The following is a 19,352-nucleotide window of genomic DNA, read 5'->3' as shown; positions in this document are numbered from 1 at the left end:
ACAAATAGATAGATTTAGAGGAGGGGTACACATTGATTAACTTTAACTTTTTTATGAATGATGTTGTTCGTCAAGCACGCGAAGAGATTGTTTCTGCTGGATATACAGAATTGACGACACCAGAAGCAGTTGATGAAGCGTTTAAGAAAAATGGTACAACACTTGTTATGGTAAACTCAGTATGTGGTTGTGCAGGTGGTATTGCTCGCCCAGCTGCTGCACATTCCGTACATTATGATAAACGTCCTAACCATCTTGTAACAGTATTTGCGGGCCAAGATAAAGAAGCAACGGCACGTGCACGTGAATATTTTGAAGGATATCCACCTTCTTCTCCATCATTCGCGTTATTAAAAGATGGAAAGATCGTAACGATGGTAGAACGCCATGAAATTGAAGGACATGAGCCAATGCAAGTAATTGCAAAGCTACAATCTTATTTCGAAGATAATTGCGAAGAGCTATAATAAAAGTGATAAAAACGGTACGTCCACGATTCAGTGGACGTACCGTTTTTTATTTTGATTAAAATAAAAACATGCGTAAAATATATTTTTTATGCATGTTTTTATACGTATAAAATACGATTTGTGTTTTGTATAAAGGTTTTTGTGTTTATTTTTATTTTAAATGTTGCATAAAAATAAAAGTGCTGTTACAATACAAACAACGAATAAAAATTCTATTAAACTTTTAAATATACATTATTAGGGGGAAGAAAGATGAAGAAATTATTATCAATTTCATTTGCACTTATTTTAATTGTAAGTATGTTCAGTGCTTGTAGTAACGGGGAAACAAAGGAAGCTAATACGAATAAGAAAGTACTTGTTATGGGGACTTCAGCAGACTATAAACCATATGAATACGTAGAAGCTTCAAAAAGTGATGCAATTATCGGCTTTGACGTTGATATTGCAAAATATATCGGAAAAGAACTTGGTTATGAAGTGAAAGTGAAGGATATGGATTTTGGAGGATTATTAGCATCTCTTAGCTCAGGAAAAGTTGATTTTGTTATGGCAGGTATGACACCAACTCCAGATCGTAAAAAAAATGCGGATTTCACAGATATTTATTTCGTTGCTAAAAATATGATCGTTTCAAAAAAGGATTCTAATATTAAATCATTAGAAGATTTAAAAGGTAAAAAAGTAGGGGTACAAACAGGGTCAATTCAAGAAGAAAAGGCAGCAGAATTTAAAAAACAAGTCGATTTTAAAGCTGAGGGACGTGATCGTATACCTGAAATCGTACAAGAGATTAAAGCTGGTCGTTTTGATGCTGCTATTTTAGAAGATACAGTTGCGAAAAATTATTTAGAAAAAATGAAAGAATTACAAGGAATTGAAATTCAAGAAGCTCCAGAAGAAGTAGGGGCAGCAATTGCTCTTCCGAAAAATAGTGATAAAACAGAAGAGTTTAATAAAGTAATTAAGAAGATGCAAGAAAATGGGGAAATGGATAAATTAGTGAAGAAATGGTTTGGCAGCGGGAAATAAGCTGCCTTTCACTTTTCTCTGAGAGGAATGAAAAAAGATGAATCTGGACTTTTCGGCAATTACGCCTTCTATACCATATATATTAAAAGGCCTAGAAGTTACCTTAAAAATTGTAGCTGTTTCGGCTTTAGCAGGATTTATATTAGGAACCCTATTAGCGCTTTGTAAAATTGCTAGAATACGAGTTTTAAATATTGCGGCAGATATTTATACATCAATATTTCGTGGTACACCGCTTGTTTTGCAATTAATGATCATTTATTTTGGCGTCCCGCAAATGATTGGTTATGATATACCAGCCTTTTTGGCAGCAGTACTTGCATTTAGTTTAAATTCAGGGGCATACATGTCAGAAGTAATTCGTGCAGGAATTCAAGCGGTTGATAAAGGACAAACAGAAGCAGCGATGGCTTTAGGTATTCCGTATGGAAAAATGATGAGAAATATTATTTTGCCTCAAGCTTTAAAAAATATCTTACCAGCACTTGTGAATGAATTTGCGACACTGACGAAAGAATCAGCTGTAGTAACCGTAATAGGAGCGACTGATTTAATGCGCCGTGCTTATATTGTAGGCGGTGAAACATTTAAATATCTTGAGCCATTACTTTTTGTTGGACTTGTTTATTATATGTTGGTAATTATTCTTACATTAGTTGGGAAGGCAATTGAAGGGAGAATGAAGAAAAGTGATTAAAATTGACAACCTTCATAAATCATTTGGGAAAAATGAAGTATTAAAAGGGATTACGACAACGATTGAAAAAGGCGAAGTTGTTGCAATTATTGGACCGTCGGGATCAGGAAAGTCAACATTTTTACGCTGTATGAATGTATTGGAAACACCAACAGGTGGTCATGTTTGGATTGGAAATGAAGAAGTAACGAATCCGAAAACAAACATCATGCATGTTCGCGAGAATGTTGGGATGGTATTTCAACATTTTCACTTATTCCCTCATATGACTGTATTAGAAAATATTACGTATGCTCCTATCAATGTAAAGGGAGTAGCGAAGCAAGAGGCTGAAAAGAAAGCTGGGGAACTTTTAGAAAAAGTAGGATTATTAGATAAGAAAGCCGCGTATCCGAACCGTCTTTCAGGAGGACAAAAGCAACGTGTAGCAATTGCGAGAGCGTTGGCGATGGAACCTGAAGTTATGCTATTTGATGAACCGACATCTGCGCTAGATCCAGAAATGGTGAAAGAAGTACTAGAAGTTATGAAATCGTTAGTTACGACAGGAATGACGATGGCTATCGTTACACATGAAATGGGGTTTGCAAAAGAAGTAGCTGATCGCGTACTCTTTTTAGATGGAGGAAAGCTTGTAGAGGATAGTAATCCAGAAGAGTTTTTCACAGCACCAAAAAGCGAACGTGCAAAAGAATTTTTACAAAAGATATTGTAATATGTGAAGGGTACGTGAATAATAGGTAGAAAAGGATGACATTGTGTCATCCTTTTTTTATACTAGCTGTAAATACGTTTATACATATGGGAGTAATGATATGTTTAAAATTGGATACCGTACAGTGAAAACTGCACTCGGCACAGGTGTTGCAGTTTTCATTGCTCAATTATTAGGATTAGAATTTTATAGTTCTGCAGGAATTTTAGTTATTTTATGTGTACAAAACACGAAACGAAAGTCACTTCAAGTATCTTTACATCGTTTTTTAGCTTGCTTATTATCGATGGTGTTTTCATTTTGTATTTTTGAAACGATTGGTTATACACCACTAGCAATTAGTTTATTACTTCTTGCTTTTATTCCAACTGCGGTTATGTGTAAAATTCAAGAAGGAATTGTTACTAGTTCAGTTATTGTTATGCATTTATATTCGTTAAAGCAAATTACATGGCCGATTATCGGGAATGAAGTTGCTATTTTAACGATCGGGATTAGTGTTGCTTTATTAGTCAATATGTATATGCCGAGTAGCGAAAAGAAATTAAAAGAGTATCAAGAGAAAATAGAGGGGAATTTTAAAACAATTTTATTCGAGATGGTCGTTTATTTACGAAATCGAGATAGTAATTGGAGTGGAGCAGAGTTAATTGAAACAGAAGAAATATTAAAAGAGGCGAAAGATGTATCATTTAAGAAACTTGAGAATGAATTTATGAGGGAAGACGACTATTATTATCGATATTTTGATATGCGTATGCAACAATTTGAGATTTTGGAGCGAATGATCCCGCTAGCAGCTTCTTTATCTTGGACGTATGAACAAGCTGATATGATTGCAGATGTAATTGAGAATATAAGAAATTCGATTCGACCTGAAAGTACAGGGATTATTTCATTAAGACAGCTGCAAGAAATGCGAGAGGTGTTTAGGGAGATGCCACTACCAGAAACACGTGAAGAATTTGAAATACGTGCTAAACTCGTTCAACTTGTTTATGAAATGGAGCAATATTTACTCATTAAAAGTCGTTTTAAGGGAAAGGATAATATAAAAGAACTTATATAGAAGGTAGGAATTATCTATGTCGTATCTTCTTTCTTTACTATTATTTTTCTCTCTTTCACCGATATGGCCTCTTGGTGATAATCCACGAGCTGGAGATCCATTCATTATTGTAAATAAACAGACAAATAAGCTTGCTTATATTAATGATGGAAAGATTCAAAAGGTTTTTCCCGTAGCGACAGGAAAAACAAATGAACTAACACCAGAGGGGACTTTTGATATTGTAATGAAAGCGGAGGATCCTTATTATATAGCGAAGGATATCCCTGGTGGATCGCCAGAAAATCCACTCGGGTCTAGATGGATGGGATTTAATGCGAGAGGTACTGATGGGAGTAAATATGGTATACATGGTACAAACCAACCAAGCTCAATCGGAAAATATATTTCACAAGGGTGTATAAGAATGAAGAAACAGGATGTGGAATATTTATTTGATCGTATTCCAATTGGAACAAAAGTATGGATTGTAAAATCTAAAAAAACATTCCAGAAATTAGCTAAGGAAAAAGGGGCTATTGCATATGAAAAGGTCAACTGGCAAGTTGGCTTTTTCTTTTTCATAAGTTGTCTTGACATGTATACATAACCATGCGTTAATGAGAATATACAAAGATAATAAGTAAAGGAGTTGCTCGTATGTATTTGAATCCGAAAATTTCTTATATGCAGTTCTTTATGGGTTTTCTATTTATTATTACTTTCATATTGGCAACTTTTAATATATGTTCTTATGTTGTAGCGATTATATTCATGGCATTACTTAATTTAACTTTCGTAATAGGGGCATTTCAGCAAAAACAGTACACAAGTTTTGTGATGGCTCTCGTAATGTTTTTTTCCTTCAGTATTGTAGCGATTTTATTATATGTGAAATAAAGGAAACATCTTTTTTAAATAGACTATCTCGAAATCGAGATAGTCTATTTTGTATATACAAAAAGAAAAAAAGGACGAAGTACTCGTCCTTTTTACCAAAACATACTTGCGCCGGCAAGTAATGTTGTTACAAGCATAGAAATTAGCATTATATAAACCATAACTTTTTGAGCTTTTTTATGCATCGTTAAACCTCCTTGCAAATCGTTACATTTTCATTGTAACGAGAAACGAAAGTATGGACAAGAGGAGAGAAGGGACAAATTTCGAGATATGTATGCTAAATGTAACAGGAAATTCGAGTACGTATAGAGAATATAGAAAGAATGGATTGTAAGTTTTTTGAGTTTTGCAAGCTGAAGAATGGAGATACGATGATGAAAATATACGAAACAGAACGTTTGCACTTGAGAGAAATTGATGAGTCGTATGCAGAACAAGTTCTTCAATATTACGACAGAAATCGTGAATTTTTAAAAGCTTGGGAAGAGTATAGACCTGATGACTTTTTTACATTAGATTATCAAAAGAAACGGCTACAAAAAGATAGAAAAGAGTTTGCAGAAGGTAAAATTATTCGGTTATGGATTTTTAAAAAGGGCAACGACACGAAAGTTATTGGCTGTATTTCATTCAATTTAATTGTGCGTGGAATTTATCAATCTTGTGTACTTGGCTATAAATTAGATAAAGAAGAATTAAATAAAGGTTATACGACAGAAGCTCTTAGAAAAGCCATACAAGTTGCTTTTGAAGAATTTCATTTGCATCGTATAGAAGCACCGATTATGCCGCGTAATTTAGCATCTATACAAGTTGTAACGAAGATAGGCTTTCAATATGAGGGTGTGTCTCGCAAAATGTTAATGGTAAATGGGATTTGGGAAGATCATATGCGCTGGGTGTTATTAAATGAGTAATAGAAAGCAGATGGTTATCTAGATGTGTGAACCATCTGTTTTTTGGCGTGTATTTCGAAAGTTTTGCGAAATTCTGTTATAATTAATGTTGTTACATACATAATGGTAGTGCAGGAGGCGCAGTCTTATGATTAATCAAGAACGTTTAGTAAATGAATTTATGGAGCTAGTACAAGTAGATTCTGAAACAAAATTTGAAGCAGAAATTTGTAAAGTGCTAACAAAGAAATTTACTGAGTTAGGTGTAGAAGTATTTGAAGATGATACAATGGGTGTGACTGGTCATGGTGCAGGTAACTTAATTTGTACTTTACCAGCAACAAAAGAAGGCGTAGATACAATCTACTTCACTTCTCATATGGATACAGTAGTTCCTGGTAACGGCATTAAGCCTTCTATTAAAGATGGTTATATCGTATCAGATGGTACTACAATTTTAGGAGCAGATGATAAGGCTGGATTGGCGTCTATGTTTGAAGCGATCCGTGTTTTAAAAGAGAAAAACATTCCTCATGGAAAAATTGAATTTATTATTACAGTTGGAGAAGAATCTGGTCTTGTAGGCGCGAAAGCATTAGATCGTGAACGCATTACAGCAAAATATGGTTATGCATTAGATAGCGATGGAAAAGTTGGTGAAATCGTAGTTGCTGCACCAACACAAGCGAAAGTGAACGCTATTATTCGCGGAAAAACAGCTCATGCTGGTGTAGCACCAGAAAAAGGTGTATCTGCAATTACGATTGCTGCAAAATCCATTGCAAAGATGCCACTTGGTCGTATCGATTCTGAAACAACTGCAAATATTGGACGTTTCGAAGGTGGGACACAAACAAATATCGTTTGTGACCATGTACAAATCTTTGCAGAGGCTCGTTCTTTAGTAAATGAAAAAATGGAAGAACAAGTTGCGAAAATGAAAGAAGCATTTGAAACAACTGCAAAAGAAATGGGCGGTCAAGCAGATGTGGAAGTAAAAGTTATGTATCCAGGATTTAAATTTGCTGAAGGCGATCATGTTGTAGAAGTTGCGAAACGTGCAGCAGAGAAAATTGGTCGTACACCTTCTCTTCACCAAAGTGGTGGCGGAAGTGATGCGAATGTAATCGCAGGACATGGTATTCCAACAGTAAACTTAGCGGTTGGTTATGAAGAAATTCATACAACAAATGAAAAAATTCCTGTAGAAGAATTAGCAAAAACAGCAGAATTAGTCGTTGCTATTATTGAAGAAGTAGCGAAGTAATATGCAAAAAAAATCGTGTAAACCAACTATGGTTTACACGATTTTTTTATTTAGATTCAACTGCTTTTACAAGACGAATTAACCAATATAAGAAAATCCATGGAAGTACATAAGTGGTTGCAACCCGTACGAAATGAGGAAGAAGTCCAAAGCTATTAATATTGAAAAAGGGAAGTAATAAGTAGTTAATGGAAATGATTACTATAATAATGAGAAATGTATAATTAAGTTTCTTATGACTTTGCATAACAATCACCCCGTTTTACAAAAAATATCCATATTCAATATAAGTATAGCAAAAAGTACAATAAGAAAGAACATGTTTTGGTGATAGAAAGCTCCCCTATTTTCACTGAATTTGATATAATAGAAAGAACAAATGTTCTTTTGTGGAGGTGAATGCTATGCGAGAAATGTATCCGAAAAACGGTCGTGTTATTTTACATGTTGATATGAATTGCTTTTTCGCATCTGTAGAAATTGCCCAGGATCCGTCGTTACAAGGGAAACCATTAGCAATTGCGGGAAATGAAAAAGAGAGGAAAGGGATCATTGTAACATGTAGTTATGAAGCGAGAGAACATGGGATACGTACAACGATGCCCCTTTGGGAAGCGAAGCGGTTATGTCCACAATTAGTTGTGAAGCATCCGAATTTTAAATTATATCGAGAAGCTTCCTTTCAAATGTTTCAAATTCTTTCACGCTTTACAGAAAAGATACAACCAGTTTCTATAGACGAAGGCTATTTAGATATTACAGATTGTTATGCGCTCGGTTCACCTCTTGAAATAGCAAAGATGATTCAACAAGCGTTATTAACAGAATTGCAGCTTCCATGTAGCATTGGAATTGCTCCAAATCTTTTTTTAGCAAAGACTGCTTCGGATATGAAAAAACCACTTGGTATTACAGTATTTCGTAAACGAGATATTAAGGAGTTACTATGGCCACAACCAGTCGAAGCGATGCATGGAATTGGACAGAAAACAGCTGAAAAATTAAAAGATATTCATATACATACAATTGAGCAGTTAGCAAAAGGAGATGAGCATATCATTCGCGCCAAAATCGGAAAGCACGGTGTTGATTTACAAAAGCGTGCAAAAGGTATGGATGATAGAGAAGTTGATCCGAATCAAATGGGACAACATAAAAGTGTTGGGAATTCAACAACATTTTCAAAGGATATGGATGAAGAGAAGGAATTGCTCGATATGTTAGAGCGATTATCGAGATCAGTGAGTAAAAGGTTACAAAAGCGTACTTTTGTCAGCTATAATATCCAAATTATGATTAAATATCATGATAGGCGGACTGTAACGCGAAGCAAACAATTAAAAAATGCAATTTGGGAAGAGCGTGATATATTTCAAGCTGCATCACGTTTATGGAAACAACATTGGGATGGCGATCCAATCCGTTTACTCGGTGTTACAGCTACTGAATTAGAATGGAAAACGGAGTCGATTAAACAATTAGATTTATTTTCATTCGAAGAAGATGCAAAAGAAGAGCCATTATTAGCTGTCATTGATCAAATTAACGATAAATATGGAACACATATTTTACAACGAGGTAGTCAATTGTTACGTAAGCAAGAAAAATCATTTCAACAAAAATTAGAAAATAAATTTATGTAAAAGGTGTCATGAATATATAAATTTCATGACACCTTTGTTATTTAACTTGCCTCTAGATCTAATGAAGTTTTCCACCCAGCAGCGGTAACGCCTGATTCTAAAAGCATTCTACTTACTATTTTTTCAATTAAGACAGCTTGTTTTGAGTTACAATGCAAAGTTGCTTGTATAGATACTTTTTGATTAGAATCAACATCTTCACTATACAATTCTTTTAAACCGATTCCTTCTGAATTTACCATGTGCATGAGTAAAAAACGAATATGAGACTCATTTGTTTCTGAACAAGTAAGAGAAAGTAAATAATTTGTTTGCTCAGGCAATTCTTCTTTTGATTTTTTATTCATAAATAGAGCAATTGGGCGAAGTAGTATATTTGCTAGCAATACGCCAGTTGCACCTAATATAGCTGCAACGAGAAATCCAGCACCGGTAAGAGTGCCTACAGCAGCTGCACACCATAAAGTTGCCGCTGTATTTAATCCTCTAATACTGAAACCATCACGAATAATAACACCGCCACCTAGAAAGCCAATACCGCTAACGACTTGAGCAGCGATACGTGATGGACTAGCATCATGATCGAGCATGACGGATAATAGAACAAATATACAGGCACCAAGTGATACGAGAGCATTTGTCCTTAGTCCAGCCATTCGATGTCGCCATTGTCGTTCCATTCCGATACAAGCTCCTACAATGATTGCTATAAATAATCTTAATACAATGTCATACCATACCATCACGGTCACCTCCATACATATGAGTACATGTTATATAGTTAAAAATAGACAATAATATAATGAGTGGGAGATACCCACTCATTATTATTTTTATAACCAACTATGAAACTTTTTAATATAAATCTTTTTTAAGAACTGTGTTAAGAAAGCATATCCTAGTAAAATTCCTACTAACCAAGGGAAGTAACTAAGTGGTAATGCTTGTAAACCAACTGCTGCACCAAGTGGTGAGAACGGAATATAGATTCCGATTGCCATAATACAAGCTGTTAATAAAAGAACTGGTGTTGATGCAGTACTTTGAATAAACGGAACTTTCTGCGTTCTGATCATATGAACAATTAATGTTTGAGTTAGTAATCCAACGATAAACCAACCAGATTGGAATAAAGACTGTTCTCCAGGTGTATTCGCTCCGAATACATTCCACATGACAACGTATGTGATAATGTCAAAAATAGAGCTAATTGGACCGATACAAATAATGAAATTACGTAAGTTTGCAGTATCCCATTTTCTCGGTTTTTCTAAAAACTCTTTATCCATTTTATCCCATGGGATTGAAAGCTGTGAAATATCATAAAGCAAGTTTTGAATTAATAGATGAATTGCAAGCATTGGTAAAAATGGGATGAAAGCACTTGCCACTAATACACTAAAGACATTTCCGAAGTTAGAGCTAGCTGTCATTTTTATATATTTTAAAATATTCCCGAACGTAGCGCGTCCTTCTAAAATGCCTGCTTCTAATATAGTTAAACTTTTTTCAAGTAGGATAATATCGGAAGATTCTTTTGCGATATCAGTAGCAGTATCAACAGATATTCCAACGTCAGCATCACGTAGTGCAACGGCATCGTTAATGCCATCTCCCATATAACCTACAGTATGACCGTTTCCTTGTAATACTCGTATAATGCGAGATTTTTGCATTGGATTTAGTTTTGCGAACACTGTTGTTGTTTCTGCTAGTTTTGCTAATGCTTTATCTGGTAAAGAATCAATCTCGTAACCAAGAACAGGCTCACCTATGTTTAAGCCAACTTCTTTACAAACTTTTCGTGTAACAATCTCATTATCACCTGTTAAAATTTTCACTTGTACGCCGTGTTTATGCAAAGCTTGAATCGCAGAAGCAGCAGATGTTTTAGGTGGATCTAAAAAACCAATATATCCAGCGAGAATCATATCAGACTCATCTTGTACCGCGTACTCTTTATAATTTAGTTTTCTATCTTTTTTATAAGCTACAGCAATAACCCGCATACCTTCTCCATTCATTGTCTCGCTGAGTTGTTTGACATTTGAGCGCATTTCTTCAGTAAGAGGGACAATTTGTCCATTCACTTCAGTGTAGTTACAAATTGATAAAATTTCTTCTACCGCACCTTTGCAAACCATTGTATGTTCTCCTGAAATGTCTTTTACGATGACAGACATACGGCGACGGGCGAAATCAAATGGAATTTCATCTAGTTTTTGAAACGCTGAAGGGTCGAATTTATGATTTTCCGCCGTATGTTGAATGACAGCTTTATCAATTAAATTTTTCAATCCAGTTTGATAGAAGCTATTTAAATATGCAAATTGTAAGACACGATTGCATTCATTTCCATTAGGGTCTAAATGACGAACAAGTACAACTTTATCTTCTGTTAAAGTTCCAGTTTTGTCTGTGCAAAGAATGTTCATAGCACCTAAGTTTTGAATAGAGTTTAGCTGTTTTACAATTACGTTTTGTTTAGACATGTTAACTGCGCCTTTGGCTAAATTAGCAGTTACAATCATTGGTACCATTTCAGGTGTAAGACCAACTGCAACGGCAATAGCAAAGAAGAAAGCTTCTTGCCAATCTCCTTTTGTGAATCCATTAATGAGAAGGACAATTGGTACCATAATAAGCATGAATGTGATTAAGAGCCAGCTTACTTTGTTTACTCCTTTATCAAAGCTTGTTTCTGCACGTTTTCCAATAACTTTTTTTGCTAAAGAACCGAAATACGTATCCGTACTAGTTGAAACAACAACAGCTTTTGCGCTGCCGCTAACAATATTTGTTCCCATGAAGCAAAGGTTTTCCATATCGAGCGGATTATAATTTTTTTTCATGGTTTTCGGTACTATATGTTTGTTTTCTGTATGGTAACAGTTTTCGTACTTTTCTACTGGAAGTGCTTCACCTGTTAAGGAAGACTGATTTACAAATAAGTCTTTAGCTGACAAGATACGCACATCAGCTGGAACGATATCACCGGCTGATAGTGAAATAATATCACCAGGTACAAGTTCTTCAATCGGAATTTCCATTGTTTGATTTCGGTTTAAATTCGTTACGCTTTTTGTTTCGTGTATAAACCCAGTTATTCTAGAGACGCTCGCAGTTGTTCGAACCATAGCCTTTAACTTATCCGCAGCTTTTTGGGAACGAAATTCTTGGGAAAAACGAATCGTTGCACTTAGCATTACCATCACAGATACGATAATTGTACCTTGTATGTCATCTGTGAAAAAAGAGAGTGCTCCAAGAGCTAATAAAACGAAAATAAATGGATTTTTAAATGCAAGAAGAAATTGAATATACCATGGTGATGTTTTATTATGATCAATTTCATTTGGACCGTGTAGTGAAAGTCTTCGAGCAGCTTCCTCTTTTGAGAGTCCGTTTGACGTTGTTTCTAAAAGTTTGAGTGCAGAAGTTATATCTTGCGTTGCAACTGCTACTAGCAATTCGTTATTTGTTTTCATGCTATCTTGATCATATGCATGTTTTGTTTCTTGTCTTTGTAAATTTAACATCGGTAGTTCCTCCTTTTTTTCATGAAGGAGGAAACAATCTGTTACTCGACTATTTTAAACAGGGAGGAACAGTTTCTTTCCTACCTACATGATGAAATATTAGCGTAAAACATATGGGTATCTGGGCCGAATCATCAAGTGCCACTGTTCCTCACCTCCGTACAATTTAGTAGTTTCTGAATATGCTATGTTTGTTTCATAGTAAGGTGCATAAAGACGTAAAAAAGACCTTTACTCAAAACGAGTAAAGGTCTAAATACGCAGTCAAAAAGAGTCAACGATAAAAAACTGTTTAGTAGACATAGACAGAAAAACAGTTTTTACACGTGACAAAGTGCACCTCTCCCTCGTTGAGTTTTAGCACTGTATAGCATAGGTACTGAAACCAGCTACGTTAAGAAAGGCCTTCATTCCGACCTTTCCTGTTGACCCATTGGCGTCTCTCGACATTTTTGGGCAGCAGCGTTTCTCTATACAGGAGCCTCACCTAACAGAGACCATATTCAATTACATGTTGAATGTTAGCACTGTAAATTTGTAGTGTCAATATTTTTTAAATGTTTTTTTTCAGAAAATGAGTTCTCTATACGCTAGTTAAAATGGTGGGAATCTACTAAAATAATATTGTTATTTTTAAATGAACAGTAAGGAAAAGGTGAATGATTGATGAAGGAATCAAATCCTTTCATAATAAAAATTGAAAATCAAAAGTGGCTTTTAGGAGATAAGGGAGATTTATGCTCTCACGGGGAAATATATTTGAATGTGAATGGAACTATCATTACATAATCTGGTACAGATGAAGAATGGGGGATTAGTGAATCAGCTTTGGCGTTATTAAGAACGCTTGATAAAGATCATATTCTTGACCTTGATAATGAAGAAGGCCTAATTTTGCACGGTTGTGGTACCATTTTAATGATGGGGTGTCCTATTTCAATTCATTGGACGGTCAAACACATAGAAGATAAAGTGATTTTAACCGATTTTACCAAAGTTATTTCGACTAATCATGAGAGCTTATATTATACTGGACTCGAAATCGAATTAAGTAGAAACGAATATAGAAACCAAATTCTTTCATTTGCATTAAAAGCAAAAAAATATTTGATCAATCGAGTGAAAAAAGAATTACTGATGAATTTGATAAAGAAATGTATGAAGAGTTCTGGAATGAGTACAATCAGTTATTAGAAAAGTATACACATGGATAATGAGCAAAAATAAAAAAGCACCACTTTTGGATGCTTTTGTTATAGATTATGAGATTGTAGGATTTTCGTAAATGACAATCTCTGAGCTATTTGTTGTTGAAACGCGCTTTGCGTAATATGTTAGAGCCGAAGAAATATATTCTGGTAACGTTTCATTTGTATGTGATGTTGTATATTCATGGATTAATTCTTTTAAAGTCGTCCATTCTAGTTGTGCTGGGTGATCAGAAACGAAAGAACTTACCCAGCGGTCAAATGAAGATGAAAAATCAGTTTGTAAACGAAATACTTCTTTCATAATAAAACGCTCCCTTTAAATGTAGTACAATTATTTTACCACAAAACACGAACGTTGGCTAAGTTTTTTAACGATAACGTTCGTGTTATATAGTTGTCTAGATGATTGGTTAAGTCAATTCGATTTGCCATTTGAAATAACATTCCGTAAGATGAAAGGTAGATTATATAAAGAGCTGGAGGAAGGAAAGTGGAATTTGTATTTTTAGGAACTGGTGCAGGTGTTCCTTCGAAAGGAAGGAATGTTTCATCCATTGCATTACAATTGTTAGAAGAAAGAGGACAAACATGGTTATTTGACTGTGGAGAAGCGACTCAACATCAAATTTTACATACATCTGTGCGCCCGCGTCGCATTGAAAAAATATTTATTACGCATTTGCATGGAGATCATATTTTTGGTTTACCTGGCTTATTAGGAAGCCGTTCTTTTCAAGGTGGAACAACATCATTAACAGTGTACGGGCCAATAGGGATTAAACAATTTATTGAAGTAGCATTATCAGTAAGTACAACGCATGTGAAATATCCGCTTGAAGTTATTGAGATTACGGAAGAAGGCGTTGTTTTTGAAGATGATCAGTTTTATGTAGAAACGAAAAGACTATCACATGGGATTGAATGTTTCGGCTATCGTATAATTGAGAAAGATATACAAGGCGCTCTTCTAGTTGATAAGCTGTTAGAAGCAGGTGTGAAACCTGGACCAATTTTTAAACGTTTAAAAGACGGTGAAGTGGTTGAATTAGAAGATGGTAGAGTATTAAATGGGGAAGACTTTATTGGTCCACCTCAAAAAGGAAGAATTATTACGATTTTAGGTGATACAAGATATTGCGAGGCAAGCAAACAGCTCGCACAAGACGCTGATGTACTCGTCCATGAAGCGACATTTGCAGCTGAAGATGAAGAACAAGCTCATGATTATTTCCATTCAACGACAGAACAAGCAGCGCGTATTGCGTTGCAAGCAAATGTAAAACGATTAATACTGACTCATATTAGTTCACGCTATCAAGGTGATACATATAAGGAATTATTGCAAGAAGCAAGAGAGTTGTTTATAAATACGGAAATAGCGATGGATTTGAAATCTTTCCCAGTAGAAAGATGATATTTTTACAAACAATGGCAACATAAGTTTGCCATTGTTTTATTCGTAATAAAAAAATTTTAAATAAAATAATTAAAACTGTTATCATTTAATATTTATATTAGTTGATACAGAATTTTATAAGGGTTTGAATATATAGGAGAAAAATACATAATATCGATTATTTAGAAAAACTGTTATATAAGTAAGCTTATATACAATTAATACAAATAAGATAAATGGAATTTAATTCAGAAATTTTAAAATTCAATAAAAGTAAGCGTTTTACAAAAAATAAGCTATAATGAGGGCACATTACAATTCATCGTAAGTTACAGCGTACGTTTTAGCCATTTTTCGTAACAAGACGAAATTGACTAAAAGGGAGAGGTAACATGGAGATTCTTAAAGGAACGATATTACTATTATTTGTACTCAGTCTTTTTTTCACTCTTTAGTTTTAAAGCACCAAACGGCATGAAGGCGATGGGAGCTTTAGCAAATGCAGCAGTTGCAAGTTTCTTGGTTGAAGCTTTTTAGCTCTACGTTGGTGGCGATTTAATTGGTATACCATTTTTAAAAGAGGTTGGACAATCAGCAGGTAGTCTAGGCGGAGTAGCGGGTGCCACTTTAGTTGCATTAGCGATGGGTGTATCACCTGTTTATGCTATGCTTGTAGGGACTTCTGTGTTAAAATTCGGATTGCTACCAGGATTTATTGCGGGTTATCTTATATCATTTTTAGTCAAACAAATTGAAAAACGGGTACCAGAAGGATTAGATTTAATTGCTTGTATTGTTATTGCGGCGCCATTAACAAGGTTAATTGCACAAGGAATGGACCCAATTGTAACAGCAACATTGAAGCAAATCGGTGGAGTTATTACATCATCAACAGATGCAGCAGCTTAATAGAATAGTAGTAAGTCATTTTTCATAGAAGTTTAGGGGGATTTATGATGAAATATCGCTCAGTGTTTGATATTATCGGGCCAGTTATGATTGGTCCATCAAGTTCACATACAGCAGGTGCGGCAAGAATGGGGCAAGTTGCACGTCAACTGTTCCGTCACGAACCAAAGAGAGTTCAGATTTCGTTATATGGATCATTTGCCAAAACGTATCGTGGTCACGGTACGGATGTAGCATTAATTGGTGGAATATTAGGATTTGAAACAGATGATTTACGTATTCCAAGTGCGCTAGAAATTGCAAAAGAGCGCGGAATTGAAGTGGAATTTATTGAAGAGGATGCAAATGCTCCCCATCCAAATACGGCGAGAATCCGTTTGTATAAAGATGAAGAAGAGATTGAAGTCGTTGCTTGCTCAATTGGTGGCGGTAAGATTGAAGTTGTGGAGTTAAATGGATTTGATTTACAGCTATCAGGAACAAGTCCAGCACTTCTTATTGTAAATAATGATCGCTTTGGAGCAATTGCATCTGTAGCTTCTATACTTGCGAAACATGAAATTAACATTAGTACGATGAGTGTTTCGCGTAAGGAAAAAGGAAGAAGAGCACTTATGGTCATTGAGACAGATGAGTTATTAGCAGAAGAAGTGATTGAGGAAATAAAAGGACAGTCAAATATTTGTCAAGTAACCATTATGGATTAATTGCAGGGGGGACACACCATGTTTCGGAACGCAGCGGAACTAGTGGCGCAAGCTAAAGAACAAAATGTAAAAATTGCAGAAATTATGATTCAATGTGAAATGGAGACAAGAAGTATCTCACGTGAAGAAGTACTTGCCGGAATGGAAAAGAACTTAGTCGTGATGGAGCAAGCAGTAGAACGCGGAATTCGTGGCGTAAAATCACCGACTGGTTTAACGGGCGGGGATGCAGTGAAAGTTCAAGAGTATATGAAGAGTGGAAAAGGCTTGTCTGGTGATACAATTTTGGACGCAGTGAGTAAAGCTGTAGCGACAAATGAAGTAAATGCAGCGATGGGAATTATTTGTGCAACACCAACAGCTGGATCGGCTGGAACGGTACCAGGTGTACTGTTTGCACTGAAAGAAAAGTTACAGCCAACGCGTGAAGAAATGATTGAATTCTTATTTACAGCAGGAGCATTTGGTATGGTTGTGGCAAACAATGCTTGTATTTCTGGTGCTGCAGGAGGATGCCAAGCAGAAGTTGGTTCAGCAAGTGGGATGGCAGCAGCGGCAGCTGTTGAGATGGCTGGTGGAACACCAGATCAAGCAGCTACAGCAATGGCGATCGCTTTAAAGAATATGCTAGGTTTAGTATGTGACCCAGTTGCTGGACTTGTAGAAGTACCTTGTGTAAAACGTAACGCAGCCGGTGCTTCAAATGCCATGATTTCAGCTGATTTATCACTAGCGGGTGTAACAAGTACAATTCCTTGTGATGAAGTGATTGAAGCGATGTTTAGAATCGGGCAAACAATGCCAGTAGCACTTCGTGAAACAGCTGAAGGTGGACTTGCAGCAACACCGACAGGCCGCCGCTTGCAGGAAGAAATTTTTGGAAAGAGTAGCAAATAAGAACTTATGATTGAGATAAAAAGACGGAGCTCAAATGAATTTGAGCTCCGTTCATTATTTTTCTTTTGTTATTTGTTCCAATGTTTTTCCAAGATCATGTGATCGTTTTGTCGCTTGTGTAATACAGGAAACCAATGCTTGTTGAAAATTATGTTCTTGCAAAACTTCAATTCCTGCTTCCGTCGTTCCTCCAGGGGATGTAATTTCTTTTCGTAAAATAGAAGGATGTTTCGTATTTGCCTTTAGCATTTCAGCTGCACCAATCATCGTCTGAAGAATAAGTGATTTTGCAACATCTTCTTTTAGACCGATTTTTTTTGCGGCTTCTTCCATTGCCTCCACTACGTAATAAATATAAGCTGGCCCGCTTCCGGATAATGCAGTGACAGCATGCATATCTTCTTCCTCCACAACAGAAACGAGACCGATTGTTTCAAATAAAGCTGTTGCAGTGCGAATATGTTCCTCCGTTGCATGTTCTGAAGGTGAGATGGCGGTAGCGGATTTTAAAATGGCCGCAGATGTATTTGGCATTGCACGAATAATCGGAACGTCTTTTTCAAGTAGATTTCTAATTGAATGAGTTGAAACACCTGCTAATAACGAGATAATAAGCAGGTTGTTATTTATAGATTCTTTAAGAGGGGTAATCGCTTCTGCGACATCTTTTGGTTTCATAGCTAGAAAAAGAATATTCGCATCAGCGGGTAATTCTTTTTTGTTATGTGTACCTTTGACACCATATTTTTTATGTAACTCTTGTAATCGTGTCTCGTTAGAACGATTACTCACAGTGATATGTTCCGCTTTAACAACGTTTGCGTTTAATAAACCACCAATAATTGCTTCGGCAATAGATCCTGCACCGAGAAAGGAAATTTTTTGAATAGACATGATGTGCCTCCTTTAAATTTGGTAAGAGATTCTTATAAATGTACATACATTCGTTTCTAAATAGAAAACACCTTCTTTTTATCTGAAAATAATGACAAATTTCCGTGGAAGTTGTAAACTGAAGAGGTATTCAGTTTTGAACCGGAAAGAGACAGGGGGGCTAAGCATGGTGGCGATTCATCGAATGGAGATTCCTGTTCCATTTGCAGTTGAGACAGTGAATGTGTTTTTAGTTGAGGGGGAAACATTAACATTAATTGATACAGGGACAAATACAGAAGGTGCAAAGAAGGCGTTAGAAAGTCAATTAAGTGAATTGGGGTATAAAATAGAAGATATTGAAACAGTAGTGATTACGCATCATCATGCGGATCATTGTGGACTTTTAAATATATTTTCTGAGAAAGTAAATATCATTGGGCATCCGTGGAATGAACCGTGGATTACACAGGATCCGGAATTTTTAAAGCGATATCATCATTTTTTTAAAGAGACGGCACTACAATTTGGAGTTCCAGCAGCATTTTTGAAAGATGAAGTATTATTGACAACGAAGACATTGAAATATTCTTGTAATAGATCGTTAACACATACTGTGAGAGAGGGAGATCGTATTGATTCGTTACCTGGATTTACAGTGATTGAAACACCAGGTCATGCTTCCACTCACATTTCATTATATAGAGAATCAGATGGAATATTAATTGGTGGGGACGCCCTCATTAGTCATATTTCTTCGAATCCAATATTAGAACCACCATATGAAGGGCAAACAGAAAGAGCACGTCCGTTGCTACAGTACAATCAAACATTAAAACGTTTAAGTGAAATGAATATTTCACGCATTTTATCAGGGCATGGGGAAGACGTTTTAAATGTGAAACAACTCATTGAAGAAAGGTTACAAAAACAAGAAACACGCGCATTTAAAGTACTCGAGTTATTAAAAGAAAAACCGATGACAGCTTTTGAGGTATGCGTTAAGTTATTTCCGGTATTATATAAAGAACAATTACCACTTACTATTTCAGAAACGGTTGGACAATTAGACTTTTTAGCATATAATCAACAAGTGATGATTGATGAATCGTCGCCACAATTGATTTATTATGCAAAGTAGGTGACAGC

The 19,352-nt window shown here is 35.7% G+C and carries 20 protein-coding genes, 2 pseudogenes and 1 riboswitch; of the genes and pseudogenes, 16 read left to right on the top strand and 6 right to left on the bottom strand.

Going from position 1 to position 19,352, the window contains the following annotated elements; translation table 11 throughout:
* The first annotated feature begins 53 nt into the window (after positions 1-53).
* The 7 genes from DJ93_RS06325 (at position 54) to DJ93_RS06295 (ending at position 4,862) form a co-directional block, all read left to right on the top strand.
* Complete coding sequence (locus tag DJ93_RS06325) at positions 54-467, top strand: BrxA/BrxB family bacilliredoxin (protein ID WP_161785267.1); 414 nt, start codon at positions 54-56, stop codon at positions 465-467.
* A gap of 255 nt (positions 468-722) precedes the next feature.
* Positions 723-1,502: a transporter substrate-binding domain-containing protein gene (locus DJ93_RS06320; protein WP_042979738.1), complete on the top strand. Its 780-nt coding sequence runs from the start codon at positions 723-725 to the stop codon at positions 1,500-1,502.
* A gap of 37 nt (positions 1,503-1,539) precedes the next feature.
* Positions 1,540-2,199, top strand: coding sequence for an amino acid ABC transporter permease (locus DJ93_RS06315; RefSeq protein ID WP_042979737.1), 660 nt, complete (start codon positions 1,540-1,542; stop codon positions 2,197-2,199).
* Positions 2,192-2,914: an amino acid ABC transporter ATP-binding protein gene (locus tag DJ93_RS06310; RefSeq protein WP_042979736.1), complete on the top strand. Its 723-nt coding sequence runs from the start codon at positions 2,192-2,194 to the stop codon at positions 2,912-2,914. The genes DJ93_RS06315 and DJ93_RS06310 overlap by 8 nt, the downstream gene beginning before the upstream one ends.
* 100 nt (positions 2,915-3,014) lie before the next feature.
* The gene (locus DJ93_RS06305) at positions 3,015-3,983 is read left to right on the top strand and encodes an aromatic acid exporter family protein (RefSeq protein ID WP_042979735.1); all 969 of its coding nucleotides are present in this window, start codon (positions 3,015-3,017) and stop codon (positions 3,981-3,983) included.
* A 16-nt stretch (positions 3,984-3,999) separates the two neighbouring features.
* The gene (locus DJ93_RS06300) at positions 4,000-4,572 is read left to right on the top strand and encodes a L,D-transpeptidase (protein WP_042979734.1); all 573 of its coding nucleotides are present in this window, start codon (positions 4,000-4,002) and stop codon (positions 4,570-4,572) included.
* Between the two features lie 50 nt (positions 4,573-4,622).
* Positions 4,623-4,862: a DUF3894 domain-containing protein gene (locus DJ93_RS06295; RefSeq protein ID WP_042979733.1), complete on the top strand. Its 240-nt coding sequence runs from the start codon at positions 4,623-4,625 to the stop codon at positions 4,860-4,862.
* Positions 4,863-4,954: 92 nt separating this feature from the next.
* Here the strand turns inward: DJ93_RS06295 and prli42 are convergent, their stop codons facing one another.
* Entirely contained in the window at positions 4,955-5,047 is a 93-nt protein-coding gene (prli42, locus tag DJ93_RS30125; RefSeq protein WP_000549039.1) for a stressosome-associated protein Prli42, read from the bottom strand.
* 189 nt (positions 5,048-5,236) lie between these two features.
* Here prli42 and DJ93_RS06290 point away from each other — a divergent pair, with 189 nt between their 5' ends.
* A complete protein-coding gene (locus DJ93_RS06290) occupies positions 5,237-5,782 on the top strand; it encodes a GNAT family N-acetyltransferase (protein ID WP_042979732.1) in 546 nt (181 codons plus the stop codon).
* Positions 5,783-5,909: 127 nt separating this feature from the next.
* Positions 5,910-7,028, top strand: a complete 1,119-nt coding sequence (locus tag DJ93_RS06285) for a tripeptidase T (protein WP_042979731.1) — start codon at positions 5,910-5,912, stop codon at positions 7,026-7,028.
* Positions 7,029-7,074: 46 nt separating this feature from the next.
* Here DJ93_RS06285 and DJ93_RS30120 read toward each other — a convergent pair whose 3' ends face one another.
* Entirely contained in the window at positions 7,075-7,275 is a 201-nt protein-coding gene (locus tag DJ93_RS30120; RefSeq protein ID WP_080743370.1) for a hypothetical protein, read from the bottom strand.
* Positions 7,276-7,432: 157 nt separating this feature from the next.
* Between DJ93_RS30120 and DJ93_RS06280 the strand changes: the two genes are divergently transcribed.
* Positions 7,433-8,671, top strand: a complete 1,239-nt coding sequence (locus DJ93_RS06280) for a DNA polymerase IV (protein WP_042979730.1) — start codon at positions 7,433-7,435, stop codon at positions 8,669-8,671.
* Positions 8,672-8,712: 41 nt separating this feature from the next.
* Here DJ93_RS06280 and DJ93_RS06275 read toward each other — a convergent pair whose 3' ends face one another.
* A complete protein-coding gene (locus DJ93_RS06275; protein WP_042979729.1) occupies positions 8,713-9,414 on the bottom strand; it encodes an MgtC/SapB family protein in 702 nt (233 codons plus the stop codon).
* Positions 9,415-9,504: 90 nt separating this feature from the next.
* The gene (gene mgtA / locus DJ93_RS06270; protein WP_042979728.1) at positions 9,505-12,210 is read right to left on the bottom strand and encodes a magnesium-translocating P-type ATPase; all 2,706 of its coding nucleotides are present in this window, start codon (positions 12,208-12,210) and stop codon (positions 9,505-9,507) included.
* A 336-nt stretch (positions 12,211-12,546) separates the two neighbouring features.
* Positions 12,547-12,712: riboswitch (M-box (ykoK) riboswitch) on the bottom strand.
* 164 nt (positions 12,713-12,876) lie between these two features.
* Between mgtA and DJ93_RS06265 the strand changes: the two are divergent.
* Positions 12,877-13,424: pseudogene (locus tag DJ93_RS06265) on the top strand (hypothetical protein).
* Positions 13,425-13,470: 46 nt separating this feature from the next.
* Here the strand turns inward: DJ93_RS06265 and DJ93_RS06260 are convergent.
* Positions 13,471-13,722 (bottom strand): DUF3932 family protein, encoded by a 252-nt coding sequence (locus tag DJ93_RS06260; RefSeq protein ID WP_042979727.1) that lies wholly within the window; start codon positions 13,720-13,722, stop codon positions 13,471-13,473.
* Positions 13,723-13,911: 189 nt separating this feature from the next.
* Between DJ93_RS06260 and rnz the strand changes: the two genes are divergently transcribed.
* The 4 genes and pseudogenes from rnz (at position 13,912) to sdaAA (ending at position 17,330) form a co-directional block, all read left to right on the top strand.
* Entirely contained in the window at positions 13,912-14,835 is a 924-nt protein-coding gene (gene rnz, locus DJ93_RS06255; RefSeq protein ID WP_042979726.1) for a ribonuclease Z, read from the top strand.
* A gap of 374 nt (positions 14,836-15,209) precedes the next feature.
* Positions 15,210-15,717: pseudogene (locus tag DJ93_RS06250) on the top strand (PTS sugar transporter subunit IIC); the annotation flags it as partial.
* Between the two features lie 56 nt (positions 15,718-15,773).
* The gene (sdaAB, locus tag DJ93_RS06245) at positions 15,774-16,433 is read left to right on the top strand and encodes an L-serine ammonia-lyase, iron-sulfur-dependent subunit beta (protein ID WP_042979725.1); all 660 of its coding nucleotides are present in this window, start codon (positions 15,774-15,776) and stop codon (positions 16,431-16,433) included.
* Between the two features lie 18 nt (positions 16,434-16,451).
* Entirely contained in the window at positions 16,452-17,330 is an 879-nt protein-coding gene (gene sdaAA, locus DJ93_RS06240; protein WP_042979724.1) for an L-serine ammonia-lyase, iron-sulfur-dependent, subunit alpha, read from the top strand.
* A 54-nt stretch (positions 17,331-17,384) separates the two neighbouring features.
* Here the strand turns inward: sdaAA and proI are convergent, their stop codons facing one another.
* On the bottom strand, positions 17,385-18,224 hold the full coding sequence (proI, locus tag DJ93_RS06235) for a pyrroline-5-carboxylate reductase ProI (RefSeq protein WP_042979723.1): 840 nt from the start codon (positions 18,222-18,224) through the stop codon (positions 17,385-17,387).
* A gap of 166 nt (positions 18,225-18,390) precedes the next feature.
* Between proI and DJ93_RS06230 the strand changes: the two genes are divergently transcribed.
* Positions 18,391-19,344, top strand: a complete 954-nt coding sequence (locus tag DJ93_RS06230) for an MBL fold metallo-hydrolase (protein WP_042979722.1) — start codon at positions 18,391-18,393, stop codon at positions 19,342-19,344.
* Positions 19,345-19,352: the final 8 nt, after the last annotated feature.

It is taken from the genome of Bacillus clarus, from assembly GCF_000746925.1.
Taxonomy (GTDB): Bacteria; Bacillota; Bacilli; order Bacillales; family Bacillaceae_G; genus Bacillus_A; species Bacillus_A clarus.
Note: the sequence above shows the minus strand (reverse complement) of the source record. Positions and strands in the feature narration are given on the sequence as shown.

Coding starts and splice junctions, on each gene's coding strand:
- DJ93_RS06275 (WP_042979729.1), bottom strand. CDS start 9,414: ATGGTATGGTATGACATTGTATTAAGATTATTTATAGCAATCATTGTA.
- DJ93_RS06325 (WP_161785267.1), top strand. CDS start 54: ATGAATGATGTTGTTCGTCAAGCACGCGAAGAGATTGTTTCTGCTGGA.
- DJ93_RS06305 (WP_042979735.1), top strand. CDS start 3,015: ATGTTTAAAATTGGATACCGTACAGTGAAAACTGCACTCGGCACAGGT.
- DJ93_RS06300 (WP_042979734.1), top strand. CDS start 4,000: ATGTCGTATCTTCTTTCTTTACTATTATTTTTCTCTCTTTCACCGATA.
- DJ93_RS06280 (WP_042979730.1), top strand. CDS start 7,433: ATGCGAGAAATGTATCCGAAAAACGGTCGTGTTATTTTACATGTTGAT.
- DJ93_RS06290 (WP_042979732.1), top strand. CDS start 5,237: ATGATGAAAATATACGAAACAGAACGTTTGCACTTGAGAGAAATTGAT.
- DJ93_RS30120 (WP_080743370.1), bottom strand. CDS start 7,275: ATGCAAAGTCATAAGAAACTTAATTATACATTTCTCATTATTATAGTA.
- DJ93_RS06315 (WP_042979737.1), top strand. CDS start 1,540: ATGAATCTGGACTTTTCGGCAATTACGCCTTCTATACCATATATATTA.
- mgtA (WP_042979728.1), bottom strand. CDS start 12,210: ATGTTAAATTTACAAAGACAAGAAACAAAACATGCATATGATCAAGAT.
- DJ93_RS06260 (WP_042979727.1), bottom strand. CDS start 13,722: ATGAAAGAAGTATTTCGTTTACAAACTGATTTTTCATCTTCATTTGAC.
- DJ93_RS06285 (WP_042979731.1), top strand. CDS start 5,910: ATGATTAATCAAGAACGTTTAGTAAATGAATTTATGGAGCTAGTACAA.
- DJ93_RS06295 (WP_042979733.1), top strand. CDS start 4,623: ATGTATTTGAATCCGAAAATTTCTTATATGCAGTTCTTTATGGGTTTT.
- DJ93_RS06230 (WP_042979722.1), top strand. CDS start 18,391: ATGGTGGCGATTCATCGAATGGAGATTCCTGTTCCATTTGCAGTTGAG.
- DJ93_RS06320 (WP_042979738.1), top strand. CDS start 723: ATGAAGAAATTATTATCAATTTCATTTGCACTTATTTTAATTGTAAGT.
- sdaAA (WP_042979724.1), top strand. CDS start 16,452: ATGTTTCGGAACGCAGCGGAACTAGTGGCGCAAGCTAAAGAACAAAAT.
- sdaAB (WP_042979725.1), top strand. CDS start 15,774: ATGAAATATCGCTCAGTGTTTGATATTATCGGGCCAGTTATGATTGGT.
- prli42 (WP_000549039.1), bottom strand. CDS start 5,047: ATGCATAAAAAAGCTCAAAAAGTTATGGTTTATATAATGCTAATTTCT.
- proI (WP_042979723.1), bottom strand. CDS start 18,224: ATGTCTATTCAAAAAATTTCCTTTCTCGGTGCAGGATCTATTGCCGAA.